The sequence below is a fragment of the Pontibacter chinhatensis genome (assembly GCF_900113285.1).
Classification (GTDB): domain Bacteria; phylum Bacteroidota; class Bacteroidia; order Cytophagales; family Hymenobacteraceae; genus Pontibacter; species Pontibacter chinhatensis.
On the sequence record NZ_FOOT01000002.1, the window covers coordinates 522,092 to 546,245 of the forward strand.

The following is a 24,154-nucleotide window of genomic DNA, read 5'->3' on the forward strand; positions in this document are numbered from 1 at the left end:
TTTTATACTGATACAAAACCGGGTCACCGCCCTTCCATGCACTTTGCCGCACACCTAAGGCTCATAGCTCCATAGGTGTGTTCCTCTTCTGAAGTAGAGCTTGTTGTCTTTTCCCAATGTGAGCAAGGAGGCGTTCTTTTCCAACTTTTGAATTTCCATCGTCTCCGGATTTACCACAAACAGTTCGTCATTGGCCGTGCCGTACACCAGGCCATTCGGGTGCATTACCAGGAAAGCATCGCGCCAGACAAAGTTGTTGGCCCTCTCTTCGCTAATGAAGTATAACTCGTGCCTGGTTAGCACCTTTTTTTCTTCGATGCTGTAGGTAAATAGGGTGCCTCCCGCCACGCCCCAAAGCTTACCGTCCGGGGCAACCTTCAGGCAGGTAACCGCCTTGGCGCCAGGCACGGGCACCGTCTCAAATACTTTTTTGCCGGTGGTAGCGTCCCACACAAATAGTTTTCCTTCCTGCTCCGTCGGGTGTGCCCCGATGCCTCCCCAAACCGAGGTGCCACCGAAAACCATGTTTTTCTGATGGCAAAGCGCCACGATCGATTGGTTCTCCATCACCGCTTTGTGATCTACAAGTTTATCTGATTGAGGATCGTACTCCAGCAGGGAGCCGCCTAACAGGCCATATTCCGGTACCATTCCAAAGAACATAGTTCCCTTGGCATCAGCGCTTGTAATAGCGAAAGGTCGGCTCTGCCCTTGTACCTGCTGAATCAGCCGGGGATTCTGTTGCGCCATGTCCCATGGTTTTTGGGTGTCATACACATAAAGCCGCCCATGAGGATACACTCCAAAGAAAATACGGGAGCCCTGAACAGCCATGCCTTCTGTTTGGTGCAAGCCTTTTAGCGTTACTGTTTTGCCGGTGGCCGGATCAAACACCCCGTGGCCTCCGGCCACATAGCCGGCGGTCCAGATACGGCCATCCGGCCCGCTCATAATAGACTGGATCGGAATGGGCAGCTCCGGCACATCGAGCTTTGCCACCGTAGACTTTCCTGTGGCAGGATTATACTTGACAACCTCCTTTCCTGAGGTGATCATCGACAGTCCTTCGCCCTTTGACCAGTTCATGGTAATGGCACCGGACGTGGCCATCACTTCTTTCGCCTGCTCCGCTGGTTTAGCCAGGTTAAGGGTGTGCAGTTTGCCATTTGAAGTATAATACATCAGCCTTTTATCCGGCGAAAGCGAGGCAGAGCGCACATCCAGGTTGCCTAGCACTTGCTCTACTTTTTTGGTCTTCAGGTTAATGACCAGGCTCTTGTTCTCTCCTCCACTGGTAATCAAGGCTAGCAGCCGGTCGCCCCCTTTCATGCCGGGCAGCAGGCTCATGTTGTACACAAACTCATGGCTCTTGAACTCCTGAGGCAGGAACTCAGTCTTTTCGCCTGTTCTGGGATCCAACTCAACCAGATGGGCATGCGACCCAACGCCAGCATAAATTTTACCTGTTTTCTCATGGTATACCAGGCTCCGCACATACTTTTCGCCCTCTACCAACGGCCCCTTTCCCACATCGCTGAAGCCATCTTTAGGATGGTAGCGGAACACCCTGCATCCTGGGTAGGATGCCCCGAATATCTCTCCGTCTTTACCGGCTGCTAAGTCCCACAGGTAGGTTTCGCCCGGCAAAGTATACCCCAGGTTTTCAATCTGCTGGGTACCGGGACGGTGTTTAAACAGGTAACCGCTGGCGCTGGGCACATACAACCAGCCATCCGAAGAAACAGCCAGGTCCCAGACACCATCGGTTTTTTCCAGTGGCAGGTCTACCACCAACTTGTTGGTCTGCACGTCATACCCTAGCAAATGCGCCGGCTCCCCGCGCACTACGGTATAGGCCATTTCACGTCCCCGGTCGTCTTTGGCAAACACACTTCCCTGAATGGCGGCGGCTCCTACCTGAGGGCCCAGATCTGTGAACTTCCCGGCACCAGCAGTGGCTCTGGCTGCTGCATCTTTGGGTAAGACGCTCTTTCCCTCCCGAGGCGCTGCGGCTGTTTGGGCTGTTTGCTTTGTCTGTCCCCAACCTGGTAAGCTACAGAGCACAAGCCCTAGGCTGCATAAGAGTATATGTTTCTTCATACCTATAATCTTAAGTTTGATATTATGCTTACCCCAGGCAGGATGAACCAGTGTAAAGTATACTTCAGTTTACCTGGGTAAGTACCTTTAAAAAGGATTTCCTGCCCTGGAAGTAGTAGCCCCGCAGACCACACCAACAAGGCAGGAATCCTTCATCAATGAAGCTTTACGTTGCTCAATTAGTACCCCGGGTTCTGCGTCAATACACCTGGTGCTGACTGATCAATCTGGCGCTGCGGAATCGGGAAGTTCTTCAAGTGTTCTTTCGGGGAAAGGCTTACGGACAGGGCTGTCTGCGTATTGTTGTTAAACCCTCTCTCTTCCCGAGTCAGGCTCATGTATCTGCCTGTGCGCACCAAATCGAACCAGCGCTCATTCTCATAGGCAAACTCCAACTGGCGCTCCAGCAAGAGCTTATCGTAGAAAGCCTCCTTGCTCGAAATATCAGCCAGCGTGTAGTTATTGGCTGTACTTCCAAACGCCCGCTCCCGCACCTTGTTTAGCTGCACAAGTGCCTGGTCCGGCTGCCCCAACTCATACAACGTCTCGGCATAGAGCAACACCACATCGGCAAAACGAATCACCGGCAAATCTAACCCCGAAGCACCATAGGTATGGGGTACCGCATACTTGTTTACATAAGGATACCAGATGGGCGGATTGTTCGGGGTAGAAGGAGGCGTCCAAAACTCCTTTATCGTGGCATTCTTACGGGTGTCTCCCTCTTGGTACTGCTTGTGCAGGCTCCAGGAAGGCAGCGCCACTTCACCGCCACGAGACACCACCCCAATGGCACCACTGTTCGGGATAAATGCTGTGGACAAGGCATGGCCGTTCGTACCATCCACGTACCTGATGCTGAAGATCGTCTCTTGGTTGTCCTCAGTTTCCAGCTTCCAAAGCGAGGCAAAGTCGTTTACCAAACCATACCCGGGGTAATCGTTCAGAAACTGCTCCAGGTAAGTTTTAGCGTTATTCCAGTCTTTCTGGTAAACGTATACTTTGGCCAGCAGCGCTACTGCCGCCGCTTTGGTGGCCCTTCCCTTGGCAATATTGGCCTGTAAAGGAAGCTTTGTAATCGCCTCTTTCAGGTCTTCTTCAATCAGGTCGTAGATCTCGCTCTCCGGGGCTCTAACAATTGTTCTCGATTCCTCAATTTTGGAGATGGTGGCCGTCACTTTTGGCACGTCTCCGAAGGCCCGCACCAGGTCAAAGTAGAACAGGGCCCGCATGAATTTGGCCTCCCCTATCAGCTGGTCTTTCTGCCCATTGGCGTAATTGAGTGGCTTTTCGATGTTGCCGAGCACGGCGTTGGCCCGGAAGATGCCGTTGTAGGAGTTTTCCCAGTAGTTGGCCACCTGCGGGTTATCGGGCGTAAAGGCCAGCAGGTCCGCCTCGTTTGCCCCGGCCACGGCCGTGTTGTTCGACATATACAGGTTGTCGCTAGGCATTTCCAGTATCAGGTAATCATTGGGCTTGCGGACCTGCAGACGGTTGTACACACCCAGCATGGCCAGGTCCAGGTCCTTGGCATTGTTAAAGGCATTCACCTCCGTCAGGGCCGAAGGGGGCGTCATTTCCAGTAACTCGTCGTGGCAACTGCTCAGGGCAAGGGCCAGGCACAGGGCGGCTACAGAAGTATAAATTGTTCTTTTCATTTCGCTTCAGGAAGAAATTAAAAACTCAGGTTCACACCAAACGTCACGACACGGTTCACCGGCTCAGAGCCGTTGTTAAAGCCAGGGCGGCTGTTCACTCCTCCGATCTCACCAGCGGTAAAGCCCTCCGGGTTATAGCCGTGGAAGCCCTTCTTGGTCAGCATCAGCAGGTTGCTCACAGAAGTATAAAGGCGGAGGTTATTCATGCGCAGCTTGTCGGTGATGGAGCTAGGCAGCGTGTAGCCCAAGTTCAGGTTGCGGATAGTCAGGAAGGAAGCATCCTCGATGTACACGTCAGCAGAGGTCTGGTAAGTGAGCATACTGAGCGCACTGGCGGGCATCTTGCCGTCTCCCGGCTCCGCCTCAGACCACCACTGGGTCTCCACCAGTGAGCGGCGCATGGCCCCGGCCAGGGCACCCTGGTAGTACTCATTCTCGAAGTTATACATCTTGGCACCCAAGGAGGCTTGCATGGCAATGCTCAGGTCAAAGTTTTTCCAGGCAAAGTTGTTCACCATGCCCAGGATCATCTTGGGCTGGAAGTTGCCAAGTATAACCCTGTCCTCCGGCGTGATTTCCCCGTCGCCGTCTACATCCGCAAACTTCGTGTTTCCAGGCTTGGAACCGGCTCTAATGGGTGAGTTGGCCACGTCCTCTGCGTTCTGCAGCACCCCGATAGCCCTGTAGCCATAGTAGGAGAACATGGGCTCCCCAACTTTGAGGATCCAGCTCATGCCATAGGTATCGGTGAAGATTCTTTCATCTACCCCGCCCAGGCTCACAACCTCGTTTTTGTTACGGGCCAGGTTAAAGTCGGTCTCCCAGGTAAAGGCACCTACCAGGTTCTTGGTGCTGAGTTCCACTTCAAAGCCATGATTTTTGATCTCGCCGATGTTCGAGATCGCATCGTTGAAGCCCGTGATGCCCGGGATACCTACAAAGTATAACAGGTCGGTGGTACGCTTGTCGTAATAGTCCACCACCAGGTTGAGGCGGTTATCGAATAGGCCCAGCTCTACACCCACGTCATAGCTGTTGGTTCTCTCCCACTTGAGTTCCGGGTTGCCGAAAGAGACCTGTGCCTGCCCTTTGGCTAGTTGGTTGTTTGGCGAGTAATTCACACTGCCCACGCGGCCCAGGTAGTCAAAGTCGCCGATGTTGAAGTTACCAGTGGCGCCGTAGCTCGCACGCAGCTTCAGGTTGCTGATGGCCGGAATGGCATCCATGAAGTTCTCCTCCGAAACCCTCCAGGCCACCGAAGCCGACGGGAAGTAACCCCACTTGTTGTTCGGGCCAAAGCGCGAGCTGCCATCTGTTCGGATCGAGCCGGAGAACAGGTACTTGTCTTTGAAGCCATACTGCAGACGGGTGAAATAGGACACCAGACCCCACTGTGATTTGGAGGTACTGGTGGCACCGGCGTTCACGATAGCGTTGTTCAGTGTTTCGATGATGTCGTTGTTATAGCTGCCCGCTACCGCCCCGATGGTGGCAAAGCGGTTCGTATACTTCTGGTAGGAAGCACCGGCTATACCGCTCAGGGAATGGACATCCCGGAAGGTTTTGTCGTAGCTAAGCACATTCTCGTTTACCAAGTTGATGTTACGCGCATCGGCAGAGGAACCTGAGGATACCCCCGCGTTCGAGGCATAGGAAGCCTGGAAATTTTCGGCAGTGTTGTAAGAGATGTTGGTACCTACCGACGACTTAAAGTTCAGCCCCTCCAGCAGCTTTAAGCCTACATAGGCCTCGCCAATGTTATTCATCGTGGTGGAGTAATAAGAGGAGCCGTTCAGGATGGCCAGCGGGTTCACACCACCCGTTACCACTACGCCCCAGTAATCACGCGCTTTCGGGTAGGTGCCATCCGGGTTTTGCTTGGCTACAAACGGCGGGTATTTCACCAGCGGGTTGATATCCAGCGGCGAGTAGCGGCGGTTGGAGAAGCTTGGGTTGATGTTAAAGCCCACGTTCACAGCTGAGTTCACCTTTACATCCACGTTGGCACGCACCGAGTAATTTTTGTACCAGGTGTTGAGCAAAGTCCCCTGCTCGTTCTTGTAGCCACCGGACACGTAGTATTTCACGTTATCCGTGCCGCCGCTCACCGAAAGGTTGTAGTTCTGCATCGGGGCGGTGCGCAGCACTTCGTCCTGCCAGTTGATGTTGTTTTCTTTGATAGCCGGGTGCACCTGGTACTGTGCCGGACGGCGGTCATCGCCCCAAACCGGGATAGAAGGGTCTCCACCGGCCCACACAAACTCGCGGTTCTGGTAGCGCACCACGTAGTCATAGTATTCCTGGCCTGAGATCCAATCGTCGTGCCCCATGGCCTTGGAGAAGCCGGTGTAGGCGTTGAAGTTGAGCTTCGGCTTGCCTGATCTTCCTTTTTTGGTAGTCACGATGATTACACCGCCCGCACCCCTGGAACCGTAGATGGCCGCTGAAGAAGCATCTTTCAGCACCTCAATCGACTCCACGTCGTTCATGTTGATGCTCTCCAGATTACCGCCCGGAAACCCATCAATCACCACCAGCGGATCGTTACCGGCACTAATGGAACCTGCCCCACGCACGCGGATAATCGGCGCTGCGCCCGGAATGCTGCGGTTCTGGGTAATATTCACACCGGCCAATCGGCCAGCCAGCGCCGCCTCAGGCCGCCCTGCCGGAATCTGGTCCAGTTTGGTGTTCTCGACCTTGGTAACAGCGGCCGTAACGGAGCTCTTCTTCACGGTGCCATAGCCAATCACCACCACTTCCTCCAGCGCTTTGGCGTCATCGGCCAGCGTGACGTTGATGGTTCCAGGACCATTGACTGGCACCTCCTGGGTAACCATCCCTATAAAGGAAAAAACCAGTGTGCCAGGCTTATCCGGAACGCTCAACGTATAGTTACCCCCGGCATCGGTGGAAGTGCCCAGGGAGGTTCCTTTCAGCACCACGGTTACACCCGGAAGGGCCTCCCCATTCGAGGAAACAACCTTGCCGGACATCACCCATTCCGGAAGTATAATTTCTGGGCTCAGTATGGTTTCTGTGTCCCGACTGTGCGCAGCAGAGGCAGAGAAACAGAGGAATAAGATGGCAAACCCCTTTCGCCACCGCTGGGTAAACGTTTTTCTCATATTCAGGCAATTATTAAGAGTTGATGTTTATCTTGAAAAGACAATAATCCATAATGCCTCAAGAATAGAAAACGACTACAGTAGTCTCACCCAACCACACTTTTCCTTGTTTCTTCTATCTTGGTATTTGCCCAGGCTTATACCTGTAGGCAGCCATCTTTGGAGCATAAATACAGGGCTGCCTCTGCATCATGTAAGAAAGGGCTAATGCCCCTAAGCAGACTTCAAACACATCAGATTAACGCGTTTTACGCTAAAGGCTCAGCCAGCATAAACACCGCGTATACCCCGCTCTTCCTCCCCGATCCCATTGAAATTATATAGGCTACCAAGTATAACCACGGCCCTGAGCTATATTGTTAGGTTCCGTTAATAATACAGGGGGGTGCCTTTACCGCCAGATGTGGTTTATCTTATTTTTATTCAACTTTAGGCTAATATACGAAATAAGTTATTAATTGAATTTTATTAACAAATTATTTAATCAATAGAATTTGTATTTCTTTATTTCATGATTGAAGAAAGCCAACTAATTAAAAAATTACGGCTGTCCTCTGTTGATCATGCTGCTCAGAAGCGCCGGATAAGTATTGCCTTGCGCTGTGCCGGCTCCTGCCATGTAGCTACCGTAGGTCATACTATCCCCAAAGCAGACAAGCTTCTTTTTACCTTTTAAAAGCTTTTTCTCCTGCAGATAAGTATAAATGGTTTCGGCCATTAGCTCATACCCTTCTTTCGTGGGATGAATCCCGTCGGGCTTGCCCAGATTCTTCTCGTTGATAAGCAGTGAATGCTCTTCCCGATTTGGCGATCCGGTTGCTTTGAAAATTGTATTCAGGTCTATGAAGTGTAGTTTGTTTTCTTCGGCAAGTGCTCTGACGATCGTCCCAGCTTTCTCTAGCTTCACATTCAGGTCTTCGGAGTAGAGCCGGCGGTCGTGCCGCCCGAGCACATACCCGGTATCCACCGGTGGCGGTGCCAGCAGTATGAGTTCGGCCCCCCGGGCCTTTATTTTCCGGATAAGGGTCAGGTAATTCTCCTTGTACTCCTCGTAATCTACCAACTTGTGAGAGTTGACCATGTCGTTAGTGCCGACCATCATAATGACCAAATCCGGCTGTTCGGCCAGCACATCCTGCTCTACCCGCTGTAGCAGATCCCGGCTGTTATGCCCGGGCACGCCTTTGTTAAGTATAATGCATTGCGTAGAGGCAATACCCGGCAGAGTAGTTAAAAAGAGCAACAGGACGATATACTTTAGCTGACTCATACTGTGAGTTTTAAAACCGGTTTAGATGTTCTGGATAGTGGCAAGGCTGGTGGAATTTGACATGAGTTATTATATTATTATACTTGTTACGACTTGCTGGCCCCGGCCTTTTCAAACATTTCCTCCAGCGTCACCGGAGCGCCTTCCCGCTTCTTACTTTCATCCGCCGCGTCCATAAACGCCAGGATCTCGAGTGTCTCGTCGGGGCTTACCGGCGGTTTTCCAGTGTCAAAAAATTTTGCTATTTCTACCAGCATGGGGTTGTAGCCGGCAAAAGGCCCCAGCGATACAATGCCCTTCTCGGCAAAGCAATTACCCCCAAAGTCTGTCTTACCTGCCCGTATCCCCCTGAAGGTGCCTATCCGGTTATCCGCCCAAACACCGACGACCACATCAACCCCTTCTGTATAGTACCGGGTTACACTTTTGCATCCTTTGCCCATTACCGAGAATAGCGTTTCCACCCCATGGATACCATACCAGTAGAGATCCGGGTGCGTGCGCTCCAGGGTAGCCGGGCTGTAGGTGTCGGCACCGTATACTTTTCCATACTTGCCCTGCATCACCTCCTGCACATTGGCCATAAAGCGCAGCGAGGAAGAGGAAAACACGGGCACATTAGCTTTCTCGGCAGCCTCAAAAATGGCGATGGCGTCGCTCAGAGAGGCTGTCATGGGCTTGTCGATAAAGAGCGTTTTTTTCGCCTTGATGACTTGCAGGGCCTGATCCAGATGCAGCCGCCCATCGTTTGTCTCCAGCAGCACCACGTCCACGTCAGACAGCAGGCGCTTGATGGAGTTCACTATCTTAACCCCATACTTTTGTATTTCCTCCGTGTATCCCGGAATCCGAGCCACACTTTCCTCAATGTCTTTGCTGCCGTGCGGGTAGGCCGCTACAACCTTATAGCCACCGTACTCCGGCCCTGCATCAGGCGCATTGAACGTTTTGGTAAAAGCGATGCTGTGCGATGTATCCAGCCCGATTATGCCTATTCTTTTGCCTCTCCGTGGCTTAGAGTCCTGAGCCAAAGCGGCTAATGGCGACAGACTCAGGCCCATGCCCAGACTGGCCAAGGTAGCAGACTTCAGGAACAAACGGCGGTTGGTGTATCCTCTCACGGTATAATAAATCGTTCGTTTAAACTAAATCTACAGTTACTCTACAGGTAGTTATACTTCTTACCGAGCTGCTATACTTACTCCACAGGGGCTTCCGGCTCGTATAGCCACAGGTCCATCCCTCTTTTAAAGTATAATTTCCCCTGCTCATCCATAACCGGCATACCTACATTTTCATCCAGCTGCGTCATCTGCTTGGTGTTGGGGTCAATCTTTAAAAACTTGCCATTGACAGCGGCATATACTGTCCCCGAAGGGTGCAGCATCATGAAGGCGCTACGCCAGATGTGGCTAGGGCGAGTATGAATCTCGAAGAGCCTATGCGTGGAGAGGACGCTACGGTTAGCCACATCAAGTATAAATAAGTCTCCATCGGCAAAGCCCCAGATGTTGCCGTCCGGCCCCTTCATCAAACCAGTGATGGCCATCGCGCCGGGCACCGGCACGAGCTCGAACGTTTTCTGCTTCCGTACAGGATCCCACCCAAAGACCTTGCCCTCGGCCTGGGTCGGTTTGCCGCCAAGCCCTCCGAAAATGGAAGTCCCCCCAATCACTAGGTCTCCTGTTTCAACCAGGCTCACAATCGACTGATCCGGTATCAGGTTTGTAAGCGTTTCCAGCTTGTCGGTGGCGACGTCATACTCCACCAGGGCACCGCCCAATTGCCCATACCCTGGCACGGTGCCGAAGAGCACCTTGTTTAGCTTCTCCAGGCCCAGCACGGCAAACGGACGATCCTGCCCCTTAATCTGCCCCAGCAGTCTGGGGTTGTTTTGCTTCATGTCCCAGGGCTTTTTGGTATCATAGGCATAAAGCCGCGCCTTGGCATAAATCCCAAAGTATATTTCAGACCCCAGGTTGGCCAGCCCCTCTGTCTGGTCCAGGCCCGGCAGCTGCCTGTTCTCTCCGGTAGCCGGGTTGTAGGTGGCATGCCCACCCGCCAGGTAACCGCCCGACCAAACCAAGCCATCCGGCCCAATCCCAATAGATTGAATGTCGATTGGCTGCCCGGGAATGCCTACTTGCTCGGTTGTCAGCTGACCGGTTTTCGGGTTATAAGTATGGATGTGCTTGCTGCTGGTTAGCAAGTATAACAGGCCGTTTTTGCCCCAGCGGATTGTTTTGGTTTCCCCCTCGGTAGCAGTTAGTTCTTTCGGCGCCGGCGCTTTGGTGGCGTAGTCGATTTCGTAGAGCTTTTTGCCTGCCGTGTAGTATACTTTAGATCCTTTTGGCGCTTTGATGACGGATTTCACGTCCATGGTCGGCATATACGCCTCAAACTTTTTTGTCTTCAGGTTATAGATGGTCGTGATCCGTTCGGTTGGTCCCGTGAGCCAGCCGAACACCCTGTCGCCACCTTTCAAGCCATGCACTAAGTTGATATGGTAAATAGCCTCTTGGTCTCTGTCATGGTCAGGAAGTAGCTGTTTTTTCTCGCCCGTTTTCGGATCCAGCTCCACCATCGCCGAGTGCGAGGCAATGCCTGCGTATACTTTTCCGGTTCCCTGGTGGTAGGTCACGCTCCGCACATAGTTCTCGTCCTCCACCAAGGGGCCGCGGCCCACATCGCTGAAGCCATCTTTGGGGTGGTAGCGGAACACCCGGCAACCCGGGTAGGTACCACCGAAAATCTCCCCGTCCTTGCCTGCTGCCAAATCCCAGATCACTTTTTCGCCTGGCAGCACCGTACCCAGGCTGGTGACCGCGTCAGTGCCCGGCACATGCTTGAACAACACGCCGTTGGCAGCCGCGATGTAAACGGTTCCGTCCGTCGATACCTCTACATCCCAGGAGCCATCCGTGTCAGCAAGCGGGGCGTCTACCACTAGCTTGAGCGGGTCCAGGCTGTAACCGATAAAATGAGCCGGCCGGCCTCTTACGACCGTATAGACATAGCTCTTTCCGGCCACATCATCGGCAAAAACACTCCCCTGGATAAGCGAAGCGTACACCTGCGGCCCAAGGTTTGTGAACTTACCAGAAGGGATCTGCGCCCAACTCGGGGAAAGGCAAGCTATTCCCAACCAGAGCAGCACAGCAAAGGGTAACTTGCGCATCATACCAGGATATTTTCCTTTTTCAGAAAGGCTTTTACAAATTCGTCATCGTGCAGGTGAGGGTAAGCGGCGTATACCCGGTCAATCTCCTCCATCTGCCCTTCGGAGAGCTCTTCGTTTGGATTGAGGCACCAGCGCCCCTCCAGCAAACCTTGCCTTCGCAATATTTCATGTATACCCGGGATGCAGCCATGGAAAGCATGCGCCGGGTCAAACATGGCCGCATTTACGTCAGTCACTTCGATGCCTTTGGTTAAGAGTGCATCGGCAGATTCTGCTGTTTTATCCTTACGGTAGGCCTTGATTTCCTCCAGCAGTTCCACTGCCTTGTGCGTCCAGACGGCCCAGTGCCCCAGCAGGCCACCTACAAACTCTTTTTCCACGGTTTGCCCATCGATGGTAAAACGGTAGGTTGTCATCAGGTCCGGGATGATGTTGTCATCGTTGCCCGTATACATGGCAATTTCGTCTCTTCGGGAAGAGTGGCAAACGGCCCGCATCACATCCAGGGTTTGGTAGCGGTTAAAGGAGGCAATCTTGATGGCCACGATGTTTTCGATTTCAGCAAATTGATACCAGAAGTCGTAGCTAAAAATGCGGCCACCCACCGACGGTTGCAGGTAGAATCCAAATACGGGCATGATACGGGCCACTTCCCGCACGCGCTCCAGGATCTGCTCTTCCGACCAGCCTTGCAAACCGCCCATACTCAGCAACCCGATGTCATAGCCATACTTTAAGGCGACCTCCGCCTCTTGGATGGCCTGTGCCGTCGGGCCGCAAATACCCGCCACTTTAATGAATGGGCGGTTGAGCTTTGCTTTCTCCACCTCTTCGGCAGCCAGCCTGAGTACGGTTTCATAAAGGTTGATCTTTGGATCGCGTATCTCGAACTGTGTAGAGTGCACGCCTACCGCCACCCCACCGGCACCACTAGCCATATAATAGCGGGTCAGCTGGCGCTGCATGCGCTCATCCAGTTTCCGGTCAGCATTCAGGGCCAGCGGGTGCGCCGGAATGACGGTGCCATCGTGCAACAATGCTTTGAGTGTTGTGTCTAGTATCTGTGTCATTAGAACTTCCCTTCTCTTTCCTGAAAATGTGTAGCCTTGCCAAAAGTAGAGCCGCCCTCTGTGAGCCATAGCGCGGTGATGTCGATGATTTCGCGGATAGTCACCCTAGGGTAGCCGAACAGTTTATGCGCCTCGGATGCGTTGCTCAGCAAGGCGGTTGGTTGTACTTCGTGAACGAACTTTGGCTCTATGTCGAGTAGTTGGCCGAACTGCTCCGCCACCCATCTGACTGACAGCGTCTCCGGGCCGGTCACGTTAAGGATTTTAGCCGGGGCCTGGCAGTGCAGGAGCGAGCGCAGCGCGATCTCGTTGGCGTCGCCTTGCCAGATCACGTTCACATTGCCTGTTCGTAGATCTATCTCACGGCCCTCATACACGGCCTTGGCTATCTCCAGTAGCACGCCATAACGGAAGTCAACGGCATAATTGAGGCGGTAGATGAGGGTGGGCGTGTTGTTTTTCTGCGAGAAGTACTCGAAGATACGTTCCCTGCCGAGGCAGGACTGGCCGTACTCCCCTACCGGAGAAGCGGCGGATTCCTCTGACAAACCGCCTGAGGTTACTGGTACAAAGGGGTAAACGTTACCGGTGGAAAAAGCCACAATGTTAGCGTCTCTATACTTTTCGGCCACGCGGCCAGGCAGGTAGGCGTTCATAGCCCAGGTAAAGGCTTCCTTACCGGTAGTACCGAACTTGTTCCCCGCCAGGTAGAGCACGTTCTCCACATCCGGTAATTTCATCAGCTCCTCTTCATTTAGTAGATCAGCTGCGATTGTTTCGATGCCATGGCTCTCCAGCTCATCTCGCAGTCTCCCGTCAGAGAACCTGGAAACACCAATGATGCGCTTATTCAAGCCTGCTTCCTCCACCGCGCGCCTGGCCAGCTTGCCCATACTTGGCCCCATCTTCCCACCAATACCCAAAAGTATGATATCCCCTTTGATCTTGGCCATATCCTGCAATAGCTTGTCGGAAGGGCTCAACAATTCATACTCTAATTTCTCTAAGTCTTTCATTCGTATCTGCTTAAGTATACTCTGCCGCACAGAGCTTTATTTTAACATGTCTATGGCGTTGCTCACGGCAAGGCCGATAAGGAGCAGTAAGCCTACGCCCCCGAATATTTTGGTGGCCAGGCTATTTCTGTGTGCTCCCATGACAGAGGCTTTGTTTGCAATCACATACATCGCCACCCCGATAAAGGGCACCAGAAAGATGGTCACGCTCTGGGCAAACACGATCAGCTCCAGGGGCAGCTTCCCGAAAAGAATCGCAATAGTGGCCCCCGCCACCATTACCAAGGCAATAAAAAGCTTCACCTGCCTGGAGTTCAGGTTGCTGCCATACCCCAAGGCATCCCCTAGTAGGGAGCCCCCTACAGTTGCATTGCCTACCAGTGAGGAAAAGGAAGCGCCAAACAAACCGGCCAGAAATAAAGCCGAGGCATTGCTGCCAAACAGAGGCTCCAGCGCCTTGGCCATTTGTGAGGCGCTGTCCACTTTTATGCCCTGTGGGTGTAGTACAGCAGCGGCACAAATGAGTACCACCGCGCTCATCACGCCCAGGATAAGGATCCCGGTGGTACTGCCGCCGGCTACGTTGTCGTTTTGTTCGGTGGATGTACTGAGTTTGGCACGCTCCTGCACCAGGTAAGATTGATAGAAGGCGCCTACGATGGAAAAGCAGGAAGCCGTAAAGGCAATAATCAGTCCGGCAGAACCGGTGGGCACAGCCGGTACAAAACCATAGGCTACTCCTGCCGCATCGGGATCCGCCATGAACAGCGTCGTGACGAAGGAGAACAACATCAGGGCTACCAGAAAAATCATGAGCTTTTCCAGCATCTTGTAAAAGGACCGGAAAAACAGCAGTCCGATGCCGAGCATATTAAACACCACCACCCACAAAACCGGGCTGGTACCTGTTCCTTCCGCAATGGCAATGCCTACGCCAATAGAGTTTCCTGCCTGGAAGGAAGTGGTCACTAAAAACACGCCTATACCTATGGCAATGGCTACCTTGCTACCCCACTGCTGCCGGATCAGGCTCAGCAAAGAACCTTTGTTAACGGCCCCAATTCTGGCTCCCATGCCAGCGAAAATCACCATAAAAAAAATCGCCACGGCCACCACCCAAAGCAGGGAGTAGCCATAGTCTGCCCCCATCTTGGAGGTAATGGTCATTTTACTAGGACCAAACACCAGCGCTGCGGTGATAATACCAGGGCCAAGGGAGAGCAGCCACCTTTGTAAGGTGCTGCCACGTACGGGTTTCTGTTCTGTAACGGGAGCGGTCATTGCTTCTTTCTATAAGTTTTTACATCTTCTATACTTACTGCAGAGGCACTATTGCCCCAATTGCTCCGGATATAGGTCAGGATACTGGCCAGCTCTTCATCTTTGAGAAAGCCGAAAGCAGGCATAGCCTGGTCATACTTATTCCCCTTCACCACGATCGGTCCGGACAAGCCATTAACCACAATATTCATCAGCACGGCCTTGTCACCTTTTACCTGCTCGGCACCCTGCAAAGGGGGAAACGTACCGGCCACACCTGCTCCATCATCTTTATGGCAAGAGGAGCAGTATTGGCTGTACAAGGTCGCTCCCGTCACTTCTGGGGTTACCGTTCCCCCGCCTTTGGCGTTGGAGGCAAGCAGCTGCGGCGGTACCTCTGACTTCTTCACCTTTCGGATAAGCAGAATCCGGTCATCGTTTTCTTTTGGGAAGCCCGGCGAGGGGTTCCAGTCGCGGTTGCTGGTGGCTACATAAATATCACCCGTCGGGGAGACGCAGATATCCCGGAGCCTTCCGTATTCGTTCTCCCAGAAAATTTCTTCGGAGGTAATGGCTGTTCCGGCTTCGTTTAGCCTCAGCACCCGCAAGCTCTTGCCTTTCAAAGTGCTGAGCAGAATAGCGTTTTTCCACTCCGGAATAGCATCAGATTCGTATAGGGCAATGCCAGCTGGCGCGATGGTCGGGGTCCACGATTTTAAGGGCTCCGTTCGTTGATACTTTGCTGCAATGGCCTTTTCTTCGTCTTTGTCATGGACACCCTCTATCTCGGGCCAGCCATAGTTCTGCAAGGGCTTCACCAGGTTAATCTCATCTTCAACCGCATCGCCATGCTCGGAAGTATAAATTTGTCCATTAGATGCAACCGCCAGCCCCTGCATGTTCCGAAAGCCCCACGCCAAGACGTAGCTTCCCTTGATCGGGTTATCAACTGGTACGGATCCGTCAATATTTATCCGTAGGATCTTGCCATTTAAAGCAGTAGAGTCCTGAGCATAATCGCTTTTCACAGCATCGCCTGTGGCCCAGAGCACCTTGCCGTCTTTTGTAAAAGCCAGGCGGGCTCCGTTGTGGCCGGTGCTTCCCTCAATCTGCAGCAGCGTCTTGGCGTTGGTGAGCGTATCGCCTTTGTAAGTATACCGGACAAGCTTTGAGACAATGGTACTGTCCTTGCCTTCCCGCGCCGTATAGTTCACAAACACGTAGGGGTGGCGTTCCATGTCCGGGTGCAGGGCCATGCCCAGGAGTCCGGCCGTACGCTTGTGCCACACCTCGTCAATTTTAAGTAGCTCGTGTTTCTCGCCTGTGCTCAGATCCAGCCTGCTCACGGTACCTTTCAGCTCCGTCATCCAAATGCTGCCATCGCCCCCCCAGGCAATATCCCAGGGAACATCCAGGCTATCGGCCACCACGCTCACGCCCAACACAGAAGCACCCAAATCTAGGGTAGACTCGATTGGATATTTTTTCTGGATCACCTCCTGGTCTTTGCTGCTGACGCAACCAGCCAACACTGCGAAAAACAGGGCCGCTATTGCCTTATGCCTCATCGGAGGAAGTATTTTTAGGCCATTCCGTTTCAATTCCCTGCGCCCGGATAAAATCCTGGAACTCCGCCAGCAGCGCCTTGTCTTCCCTTACTTTTCTGGGGATCACGTTTTTGCTGCGGGCAAAGGTGACGAGCATACCCACCGATTCGCCTATGTTCCACTCCACCGGATGGAGACGGAAACAGCCGTTGGTAATATGGGTAGTGCCGATGTTTTTGTTCGCTGGCAGTAGGTTCTCCATTCTTACTGGTAGCAGCGCCCCAAGCGGAATCTGGAAGGGCAGGGAGGCAAAGTCCACATAGTTTACCTTGTCGGAGGTGGGGTGCAGGTCGATGTGGTAATAGCCCGTGCCCACGCTGTCATAAAAGTATGCGGAGGTGGTGCCGTTCTTTTTGCCGGCCACTTTCAGCCTGTTCTCTTTGCCTACGTGCTCTTCCAGCACGGTAAAAACGGCTTTGATTCTTCTCGACTCCCGGATGTAGGGGTATTTGGCCATGCCATCCTCCGTGTCCATGATGTCCTTGCGCAGGCGCAGTCCCGGCCAGCCCTTGCCCCCATCCGGGCGAGGTGCCTCTGTCTGCAGCCAGTAGAAAAGCGACAGGCTCAGCTGCTTGGCAGCATCCACGTGCTTGTTAAAGTCTTTCTCAGAGACCCCAATCAGGTTGCCCAGCATGTAATCGTTCTGCGGCCAGTTGACAATGGTGATGTCTCCGGCGTAGGTGCCTTCTTTGAAATTGCTTTTATTGATGATCCGGCGATAGTTCCACAGGTTGAGCATATCCCCTGTCTTCTGCCCTTCGGGGTGAAAACCCAGGTTCTTCGGCTTCAGGGTGCGCGGGTCTGAGTAGTGCAGGGCCAGCAGCTTACCAGCCCAGGCAGGTTGCAGATCCGGAATGTGGTTGCTCCAGAAGTCATAGTCGCGGGGCTTTTCGATCACATGATTCTCGCCTGGCACGTAATCCATGGCAAAGCAAACGGTGAAGGCCTGGTTGCTGTTGGGGTTTGCCTTGTCCGGCGCATGCAGCTCGCGTGTCTCTTTCCGGGACTCTGTACCAGTGACGAACTCTGTTCCAGTCAGAGGCAGCAGCTCCCCTAGTTCGGTTGCGTCTACAAAGTATGGGGCCTTCAGTGTAGTGGTTTTGTTAGTACGCAGGCTCTTTGCGGTGAGCTCGCTCACCTTGTTGCCGCTTGCTTTGGCGTCAGTGATTTTATGCTCCAGCAGCAGCACTAGTTTGCCGGAACTAATGTAAGGTGCCATCATGTCGTTGAAAACGGCCACGGCTACGCGTGGCTCGTGGCATAGCCTAGACACGGCGCCATCCCCTGGGTTCAGGTGCGGCCGTTTTTTAGCCTCCTCCGTGAGCGGGTAGTGGCGTTTGTAGTATTCCCGGATGGCATTCCGGAAGTCGCGGTAAAACTGCGTTCCCCCGTGCGACTCTATCCACTGGTGCTCATCGGGCGGTACGCCCTGGCTTGTAAGCTGTCCTCCTACCCAATCTGTTTCCTCGGTGAGTACAACCGTCTGGTTGTTGCGAAGGGAAGCCATGGCGGCAGCAAAGCCACCTAACCCGCCACCGGCCACCACCACATCTGCCGTCAGGGTTTCTTCGCCATTCGGCGCAACCGCCTTTTTAACCTCTGCCAATGCCTTCTCCGGAAAAACAGTTAAAGAGGCCGCTGCCATAGCGCCTCCTGTAGCCGTGAGAATTTCAATAAAGTTTCTGCGTTTCATGTGTTGACTTTAAGTCCTCCCGGAGGAGTACATCTGAAAATAAAAACACAGTCGACCTGCGCGGGCCGAAGCCCGGCAGATCGCTGTGCAACCTATTCTACCAACCGTTATTCTGCGTGAGTTTTGAATTTATGTCTCGCTCTGCCTGCGGTACGGGCAGCAACATGAGCTTCGGATCCCAGAAGCGTGTTTCGCGGGTGTAGCGCTGTTCAAGCTGTCCGCTGTAGTCCGGAATACTATTCAGGTCATGCTCCGGCGTAGTCTTGAAGTTTGGAACAGGCGGTAATTCGGTACCGGATTTAGAAATTCCCACAACTTTGCCCGGCATCACCAGATGCGCGATTTCCCAGCGGCGGATGTCAAACCATCGGAAGCCTTCCACCGCCAGTTCTACCGTGCGCTCTCTTCGGATCAGCTCGCGAAGCTCGTTCTGGTCATTTTGGATGGATTCAGGTACTAGCGGCTGCTTGGCCCTGCTTCGCACCTGGTTAATGGCCGCTATGGTTGCCTCGTCAATGGTGTTAGACTCAATTGAAGCCTCGGCATATGTTAATAGGATTTCGGCATAGCGCATGAGAATAAAGCTAACCCGCGACTGAAAAGCATTTTCATCCGTCATGGTATACTTTGACCACAGATAGCCTACCCCACTTTTGGCAGGACCGAACGGGTTATCAAAGTCTGCGTTAGATTTCACCGTCCAGCTGCCGTCTGCGTTGCGGAAAGAAGTGGTGTTATTGTAAATGTCATAGACAAAGGTCACCAGGTTCATGGTTACAGTGTCACCCGGCATGGCAACCGTATACTTCAGCCGGAGGTCTCTGTTCTCTCTTGGCTTTTGCGGGTTGTATACTTCCGATTCATCAATCCGCTTTCCGTCTTTTGCCTCAAACGCATCTACCAAGCGCTGCGATGGGAACCTTCCGGATTGGCCGCCGGAAGCACGGGCAGCATTGCCCAGCGGCAGGTTTGTTCTGGAAGACACCTCTGCGTCGGTATACATTATCTCGAACATGATCTCGCCACCGGCATTTGGCTTTTGGCCGCTGCGTGTGAACAGGTCCTGGAATTTGGGGTTAAGCTGGAGACCGGCGTTGTCTATCACCTCTTTGGCAGCCGCTTTGGCAAGGGTATATTCCTTATTGTTAAGGGCAGTACGTGCCTTTAAGCCCATGGCCACCGCCCTGCTCACACGGCCGCGTTCTGTAGGTGCCCAGTTGAGCATGGCCCCGGCCTCATCCAGCTCTTTGTAAATAAAGGCGATGATCTCGGCCTTAGGCGTGCGCACCTGCGTCTTAAATTCTTCGGTGGTCAGTGTTTTGGTAATCAGGGGCGCATCTCCGAACATGAACGCCAGGTAGTGGTAAGCCCATGCGCGCAAGATCCTCGTCTCGGCCTGCATGCGGTTGTAGGCAGCAGGAGCAATTTTGTCTTTGTGGGGCTCCATACCATCCAGTATTGTATTGGCACGCTGAATGGTGATGTAGGCGTTTCTCCATAAGCTGGCCGGGTGCGAGTTATAGGTATCGAACGTACCCTCCCCCAGGTCGTTGGCCCGCAGGATGGCCATGTCTGCCCAGGCGTCGGTGGCCGATTGGTATGGCACTAGGCCAAAATCCCAGTTCACAGACCGGTACAAGGCGTTTAGCGATACGTTTACGGCCTTTTCGTTATTGAGGAAAGTACCCTGTGCAGGAGAGTCCAGTGGCTCTTTCTCCAGGAAACTTTCACACCCGCTCATGAAAGTTAAGGAAGCGCACAGCCCTGCTATGTATAGAAATTTATTCTTCATCTTTCTTAAAAGCTTAGGTTAAATCCGGTAGTATAAGTCGTCATGATGGGGTAGAACTCACCGCCTGTGTCTCGCTGCTCAGGATCGAATCCTGGGAAGTAATTGCTCCAGGTAAAAAGGTTCTGTCCGCTGACATAGAACCTGGCTGAGCCTACCTTAATCTTGTCAGTCAGGGATTTAGGAATCGTGTAGCCGAGCACCACGTTCTTTAATCTCAGAAAAGAGCTTTCGCGCATCCAGAAAGAGGAAGTAACATAGTTGTTGGTGATGCTGTTAGCAGTCAGTCTTGGATAAGCCGCATCCCGGTTTTCAGGGGTCCAGTAGTCTTTCTGGTGCTCGTAGATACTGCCTTGGAAGCTGGCCGAGTAGAACGGCTGCGTACCCGTGCCAGAGAGGTAGTTATCCATCTTTCCCACCCCTTGGAAGAAAGCCGTCACATCAAAGCCCTTAAACTGGGCCGAAAGGTTCAGGCTATACTCATAGCGTGGGAAGTAGTTACCCAGTACTGCGCGGTCGTTGGCGTCGATTTTCTTGTCATTGTTGATATCCCGGTAGCGGATATCGCCCGGTTTGGTGTTGGCGAAATGGAACGGCGCGCTAGCTATCTCATCCTCTGACTGGAACAGGCCTTCCGCGATGTACCCAAAGTAGGAGTTATAGGCGTAGCCTTCTTTCGTGATGCGTGAACCCGAAATATATTCGCGGCCACCTAGGTCCACGACTTCGTTTTTCACATCAGAAACATTACCCGTTACCTGATATGTGAAATCACCTACCGCGTCTTTCCAGCCCAGGCTCAGCTCCCAACCCTTATTAGTCATCTTACCGATGTTTACATACGGGGCATTTAGACCTACATAGGATGGAATAAGGTCCAGCTGCAGCATGTTGTCAATGTCACGCTTGAAATAATCGGCAGTAATACTCAGGCGGTTGTTAAAGAAGGCCAAGTCCAGGCCAGCATCCAGAATGATCGATCTTTCCCACTGGATGAAGGGGTTGGCGGCTGTCGTCAGCGCATAACCGCTGTTGACAACATTGTTGAAGTAGTAGTCATAAGGCGTACCTTTTGCATAGGAAGTATAGGTCGGGTAGTAGGACCCCACGTTCTGGTTACCCAAAGCACCGTAAGATACGCGCAACTTGGCCTCGTTCACCACGTTTGCCAGGTTATCCCAGAAGCTTTCGTTCGAGATTCTCCAGCCGGCAGATACGGATGGGAACAGTTCCCACCAGTTCTCCTTGATGAACCTGGAGGAGGCATCAAAGCGGCCGTTCAGCTCCAGCAGGTATTTTTCATCGTAGTCGTAGTTAATGCGGCTATACACCGAGGCCATGCTGAACTCATACTCACCGCCCCCCAAGGATTGGCCGGTGGCATCGCCGGCACTCAGGTATGGGAAGTCCTCTGAAATTAGGTTTTGCCGGAAGGCATCAATATTACTGGCAGAGAAACTCTCGGCACTAAAGCCTGTCAGCAATTTCACGTTGTGCTTCCCGAGTGCCTTGGCGTAAGTACCCTGAAGGCGCACCAAGTCACGCTGCGACTCATCGAAGTTATCGTAGATGGCATTGAAGTTAGGCCAAGGGCGGGCAAAGTCCAGCTTGTTGTTGGCCAAGTCAGGCACGTAGATATCGTATTGCCCCTGCAGCCTGCGGTTGCGGCTCGTGGCACGGTTAGAGCTGTAGTTGGCCAGTAACTCCAAGTCGTCGATGGGTCTATAGGTCAGAGTTCCGCTGATGATCCGGCTGTTTGTGATGTACTTGTCAAACCCACCATCTTCGGCTTGGGCAGCCGGGTTAGAGTTAGACCAGCCTTCGCCCCACTCGCCGGTATTAAAACGCCCCGGAGCAGTGGCTGGCAAGCCCAACATGTAGCGGATAATGGCCGTTGGCGAAGAGTTGCCTGGCCAGGTACGCTCGGAGTTATTGAGCACCAGGTCCATTGATGCAGTCAAACGTTTGCTTAACGATATGTCGGTGTTAAAGCGTAGGTCTGACCGCTTGAAACCTGTGTTAGCTGTTATGCCGTTCTGGTCCAGGTAACCACCTGAAGCAAAAACCTTGATCTTCTCTGTACCGGCAGAAACGTTGATGTTATGGTTATGCATCAAACCGTTATTGGTCAGCACCAGGTCTTTCCAATCGGTGTTGAAGCGGGCGAAGTTATCCGGCCCCAGGCGCTCATACTCTTCGATCTGTTTCGTGAAGGCCGGCGGAAGCCCGCTGTTGACCTGGGCCACATCCCATAATTTCATATGGTCCAAGGCATTTACCTTCTCCGGCAGGTCAGTAGGCTGCTGTACCGCCACATACGAGCTCAGATTTACCTTCACCCCCTCACTGCCTCGTTTTGTGGTGATGAGAATTACCCCATTCGCTGCCCTGGAGCCATAGATGGCAGAGGCGGCAGCGTCTTTGAGCACGGATATACTTTCAATACTGTTCGGGTCCACAGCGTCAAGGCTCATTTCCACGTTGTCCACCAGGATCAGAGGGTTAGAGCCCGCATTAATAGAGCCAACGCCCCGGATGCTAATCCCACCGCCGTCTCCCCCCGGCACACCAGACTGCTGCCGGACACTTACCCCGGGCGCGGTACCCTGCAGGGCCAGCGAGGTTGAGCCTACCTGGCGCTTGGTGAGCTCCTTGCCTTCCACCACGGCCACCGAACCAGTCAGGTTCACTTTCTTCTGGGTGCCATAGCCTACCACGACCACTTCATTAAGCTTATTGTCAGCCTCTGCCATCACCACGTCCAGTTCCGCAGCCCCCGTTACGGTGACCTCCTTGTTGGCAAAACCGATGTAACTAAATACCAGCACATCACCTTGTTTCGCCTGCGGCAAAGAGAACTGCCCGTCTATGTTAGTGGAGGTTCCCCTGTCGGTGCCTTTCACCACCACGGTTACCCCCGGCAGCGGCACGCCTTTGCCATCCCGGACCTTGCCTTTTATTGCCTGGCCCTGCCCAAAGGCAACAGGCTGCAGCACTGCCATAAATAGAAAAAGAAGCCAGCAGTATTGCCATCTTTTTCCGGTTAGTATAAGTCTCATCATAATGATTTTGTTAGCAGGTGAGTTGAGTTATTAGGTTTAGGTTAAGTCTAACTAAATGGCACTGACACCAGAGGCCTTTTAAAGGCTCTGCCGCCGATACCCGTTCACGCCATAAAACAGGATGTAGAGATAGCACCCCATCGGCAGCATAAACGAGATGAGCCAGGTGTAATGATCTATCAAATAACCCTGTGAAAATGAGACAATAGCTCCCCCGACAATTGCAGTTGACAGCAGACCGGAAGCCTTGGTAGTATATTTCCCCAAGCCCTCTACCGAAAGCGAGAAAATAATGGCAAACATGATGGAGTTACACAAGCCGACCGCAATCATAGCCCATACGGCCAGGTTGCCCGTGGAACTCACAGAGAGGATAATCAGAAGTATGGCTGTAACAGCGCTGGCAGAAAGCACCACCTGCGGCCTGGCTGTTTTCAGGACCAAGGAACCTAGCAGGCGCCCCACCAGCATACTTCCCCAGTAAAAGGCGACATAGTTGTTCGCTTCTCCTTCTGTAATTGTGAGCGTATCCGCAATGTAGTTGGTCAGAAAAGTACCGATAGATACTTCCGCCCCCACATAGCAGAAGATGGCCCACACCCCCAGTTTAAGGTTCCGGAAAGCGAAAATACCCTTCCCCTCGTTTGGGAGAGCTTCTGAGGCAGCCTCCGCCTTGATGGTGGGCAAGTTTAACCGCGATACGAAAATGGCGATGACAAGCAATAAGGCTGCTATCCCTAAGTAAGGGTATTTCACGGCATCACTTGAGCTGCCCGCCTCCTGAAGGTTTGAGAGAATGAAGCTGGCTCCGAAGAGCGGGGCAACCGTGGTGCCAATGGAACCCACGCCCTGAATCAGGGTAAACCGGGAGGAGGCAGTGCGTGCCGGCCCTAACACGGTAATGTAGGGATTAGCCGCTACCTGCAGCAACACAATGCCAATGGCCACCACAAACAAGGCCGCCAGGAACAGATAATACTGGTGCATCACGGCAGCCGGAAAGAAAAGGGTGGCACCCAGCGCCGCTATTGAAAAGCCCAGCACCATACCCTTTTTATACCCTACCCGCTCCACAATTCTACCTGCCGGGATGGACATCACGCCATAGGTCAGGAAAAAGTAGAACTGCACTAAGGAGGATTGGGTGTAGGTTAAGGTAAAACCTTCTTTAAAATAAGGGACAAGCGTATCGTTGAGACAGGTGATGAACCCCATCATGAAATATAGGATAGCCAGGGAAACCAGGGTCGACGAATAGTTCGCCTTTACGCCTTTGGACTCTTCCTCTAAAACGACTTGCTGCAAAGGTACGTTGGCCAT

General features: G+C 52.9%; 14 protein-coding genes. All 14 read right to left on the reverse strand.

Features of this window, described 5'->3' with window-relative positions:
• Nucleotides 1-54: 54 nt before the first annotated feature.
• Entirely contained in the window at nucleotides 55-2,100 is a 2,046-nt protein-coding gene (locus BM040_RS07400) for a ligand-binding sensor domain-containing protein (protein WP_139217778.1), read from the reverse strand.
• Nucleotides 2,101-2,279: 179 nt separating this feature from the next.
• Nucleotides 2,280-3,758 (reverse strand): RagB/SusD family nutrient uptake outer membrane protein, encoded by a 1,479-nt coding sequence (locus BM040_RS07405; RefSeq protein ID WP_092099872.1) that lies wholly within the window; start codon nucleotides 3,756-3,758, stop codon nucleotides 2,280-2,282.
• Nucleotides 3,759-3,775: 17 nt separating this feature from the next.
• On the reverse strand, nucleotides 3,776-6,886 hold the full coding sequence (locus BM040_RS07410) for a SusC/RagA family TonB-linked outer membrane protein (RefSeq protein ID WP_245756131.1): 3,111 nt from the start codon (nucleotides 6,884-6,886) through the stop codon (nucleotides 3,776-3,778).
• Between the two features lie 541 nt (nucleotides 6,887-7,427).
• Nucleotides 7,428-8,156 (reverse strand): SGNH/GDSL hydrolase family protein, encoded by a 729-nt coding sequence (locus tag BM040_RS07415; protein WP_092099874.1) that lies wholly within the window; start codon nucleotides 8,154-8,156, stop codon nucleotides 7,428-7,430.
• A gap of 86 nt (nucleotides 8,157-8,242) precedes the next feature.
• Nucleotides 8,243-9,217: a Gfo/Idh/MocA family protein gene (locus tag BM040_RS07420; RefSeq protein ID WP_092100316.1), complete on the reverse strand. Its 975-nt coding sequence runs from the start codon at nucleotides 9,215-9,217 to the stop codon at nucleotides 8,243-8,245.
• A 137-nt stretch (nucleotides 9,218-9,354) separates the two neighbouring features.
• Nucleotides 9,355-11,337: a ligand-binding sensor domain-containing protein gene (locus BM040_RS07425; protein WP_092099875.1), complete on the reverse strand. Its 1,983-nt coding sequence runs from the start codon at nucleotides 11,335-11,337 to the stop codon at nucleotides 9,355-9,357.
• A complete protein-coding gene (locus BM040_RS07430) occupies nucleotides 11,334-12,407 on the reverse strand; it encodes a dihydrodipicolinate synthase family protein (protein WP_092099876.1) in 1,074 nt (357 codons plus the stop codon). Before BM040_RS07430 ends, BM040_RS07425 begins: the two co-directional genes overlap by 4 nt.
• On the reverse strand, nucleotides 12,407-13,423 hold the full coding sequence (locus BM040_RS07435; protein WP_092099877.1) for a Rossmann-fold NAD(P)-binding domain-containing protein: 1,017 nt from the start codon (nucleotides 13,421-13,423) through the stop codon (nucleotides 12,407-12,409). The genes BM040_RS07430 and BM040_RS07435 overlap by 1 nt, the downstream gene beginning before the upstream one ends.
• 36 nt (nucleotides 13,424-13,459) lie before the next feature.
• Nucleotides 13,460-14,704, reverse strand: coding sequence for an NRAMP family divalent metal transporter (locus BM040_RS07440; protein ID WP_092099878.1), 1,245 nt, complete (start codon nucleotides 14,702-14,704; stop codon nucleotides 13,460-13,462).
• On the reverse strand, nucleotides 14,701-16,251 hold the full coding sequence (locus BM040_RS07445; RefSeq protein ID WP_092099879.1) for a PQQ-dependent sugar dehydrogenase: 1,551 nt from the start codon (nucleotides 16,249-16,251) through the stop codon (nucleotides 14,701-14,703). The genes BM040_RS07440 and BM040_RS07445 overlap by 4 nt, the downstream gene beginning before the upstream one ends.
• A complete protein-coding gene (locus BM040_RS07450) occupies nucleotides 16,241-17,983 on the reverse strand; it encodes an FAD-dependent oxidoreductase (protein ID WP_092099880.1) in 1,743 nt (580 codons plus the stop codon). The genes BM040_RS07445 and BM040_RS07450 overlap by 11 nt, the downstream gene beginning before the upstream one ends.
• 97 nt (nucleotides 17,984-18,080) lie before the next feature.
• Entirely contained in the window at nucleotides 18,081-19,724 is a 1,644-nt protein-coding gene (locus tag BM040_RS07455) for a RagB/SusD family nutrient uptake outer membrane protein (protein WP_175491014.1), read from the reverse strand.
• 56 nt (nucleotides 19,725-19,780) lie between these two features.
• Nucleotides 19,781-22,834 (reverse strand): SusC/RagA family TonB-linked outer membrane protein, encoded by a 3,054-nt coding sequence (locus BM040_RS07460; RefSeq protein ID WP_092099882.1) that lies wholly within the window; start codon nucleotides 22,832-22,834, stop codon nucleotides 19,781-19,783.
• 78 nt (nucleotides 22,835-22,912) lie between these two features.
• A complete protein-coding gene (locus tag BM040_RS07465; RefSeq protein WP_092099883.1) occupies nucleotides 22,913-24,154 on the reverse strand; it encodes a sugar MFS transporter in 1,242 nt (413 codons plus the stop codon).

Coding starts and splice junctions, on each gene's coding strand:
- BM040_RS07465 (WP_092099883.1), bottom strand. CDS start 24,154: ATGGCCAACGTACCTTTGCAGCAAGTCGTTTTAGAGGAAGAGTCCAAA.
- BM040_RS07460 (WP_092099882.1), bottom strand. CDS start 22,834: ATGATGAGACTTATACTAACCGGAAAAAGATGGCAATACTGCTGGCTT.
- BM040_RS07445 (WP_092099879.1), bottom strand. CDS start 16,251: ATGAGGCATAAGGCAATAGCGGCCCTGTTTTTCGCAGTGTTGGCTGGT.
- BM040_RS07410 (WP_245756131.1), bottom strand. CDS start 6,886: ATGAGAAAAACGTTTACCCAGCGGTGGCGAAAGGGGTTTGCCATCTTA.
- BM040_RS07450 (WP_092099880.1), bottom strand. CDS start 17,983: ATGAAACGCAGAAACTTTATTGAAATTCTCACGGCTACAGGAGGCGCT.
- BM040_RS07405 (WP_092099872.1), bottom strand. CDS start 3,758: ATGAAAAGAACAATTTATACTTCTGTAGCCGCCCTGTGCCTGGCCCTT.
- BM040_RS07425 (WP_092099875.1), bottom strand. CDS start 11,337: ATGATGCGCAAGTTACCCTTTGCTGTGCTGCTCTGGTTGGGAATAGCT.
- BM040_RS07440 (WP_092099878.1), bottom strand. CDS start 14,704: ATGACCGCTCCCGTTACAGAACAGAAACCCGTACGTGGCAGCACCTTA.
- BM040_RS07400 (WP_139217778.1), bottom strand. CDS start 2,100: ATGAAGAAACATATACTCTTATGCAGCCTAGGGCTTGTGCTCTGTAGC.
- BM040_RS07455 (WP_175491014.1), bottom strand. CDS start 19,724: ATGAGCGGGTGTGAAAGTTTCCTGGAGAAAGAGCCACTGGACTCTCCT.
- BM040_RS07420 (WP_092100316.1), bottom strand. CDS start 9,217: ATGGGCCTGAGTCTGTCGCCATTAGCCGCTTTGGCTCAGGACTCTAAG.
- BM040_RS07415 (WP_092099874.1), bottom strand. CDS start 8,156: ATGAGTCAGCTAAAGTATATCGTCCTGTTGCTCTTTTTAACTACTCTG.
- BM040_RS07430 (WP_092099876.1), bottom strand. CDS start 12,407: ATGACACAGATACTAGACACAACACTCAAAGCATTGTTGCACGATGGC.
- BM040_RS07435 (WP_092099877.1), bottom strand. CDS start 13,423: ATGAAAGACTTAGAGAAATTAGAGTATGAATTGTTGAGCCCTTCCGAC.